This window comes from Streptomyces sp. NPDC037271, assembly GCF_055603605.1.
The window spans coordinates 10,764-11,839 of sequence record NZ_JBVJVN010000010.1; the positions used below are offsets into that span (position 1 = coordinate 10,764).

General features: G+C 72.7%; 1 protein-coding gene. It reads left to right on the top strand.

Annotated elements, in window-relative coordinates; translation table 11 throughout:
- Positions 1–386 precede the first annotated feature (386 nt).
- Positions 387–914, top strand: a complete 528-nt coding sequence (locus ACZ7G3_RS18670; protein WP_470926834.1) for a hypothetical protein — start codon at positions 387–389, stop codon at positions 912–914.
- Positions 915–1,076 lie beyond the last annotated feature (162 nt).

Here is a 1,076-nt window from a genome sequence, read left to right on the forward strand (position 1 = left end):
CCCCCCCCCCCCCCCCCCCCCCCCCCCCCCCACCCCCCCCCCCCCCCCCCCCCCCACCCCCCCCGCTCCCCCTTCCCCCCCCCCCCCCCCCACCCCCCCCCCGACGCGGCGATACCGGGGACGGAGGCCGCGCCGCCCAGGGCGTGCGGGCCCGCGCTCGCCGGACACCCGGAATCCGCCATTGCCACCGGGGCGTACGGCAGGCGGTCCGGCGCGGGGGAATCGCGGGCGCTCCCCCGCACTGTCGTGCACGAACACCGGCCACCAGTGGATATGACGGCGCCGTCACAAGCCCTTCACCAAACGCACACTTCCGGCCGAGTTCCGCTCCGCGTGTTCCTGGCGGTGCAGACGGTGCGCCCGGGCCGTGCCTAATGTCCCGGGCCATGCGATCCACACGAACGAGACGCTTCGGCCTCGCCACGATCATCGCCCTCGCCCTCGCCCTGTTCGGCCTGGCGCCCTCCGCGAGCGCCGCCGACCCCGCCCCGGCCGAGCTGACGTTCACCACCGACGCGGCGACCACTCAGCCGGGCGGCACGGTGAACCTGTCGATGACGATCAAGAACAACAAGACCTACGACATCTGGTTCGTGTACCAGACGATCGACCCGACCTGGCTGACCACCCAGCGGCCCGATCTCAAGTACGGCTTCACCGGGTGCAGCCTGGCGTCCGAGGCCGGCGCCGTCCCGTGCGCCGGGACCGGCCCCGCCGACCTCGGCACCAACTACGGCGCCACCATCCCGCCCGGCCAGAGCCGCACCGTCACCCTGACCCTACAGGTCGCCACCGACTCCGGCTGCAACGGCAACATCGGTTTCTACTCGTACTTCTACGCCGAGTTCAGCGACAGCACGAGCGTCAACGGCGGCCCGGTCTACACGCCGGAGACCCGGGTCCTGTGCGCCTGACCGTGCGCCCGGCCGCACGCTGAACCCACCCGCACCCCGAACCCGTCGAACGCCGACGGCGGGGGGGCCGCGAAGGGGCGGGGGTCGGCGGCGGGAGCAAAAGCACAAGTTACTTTATCTCCCTCCACCCCCCATTCGCAGCCAAACCGGAAGAGAACACAT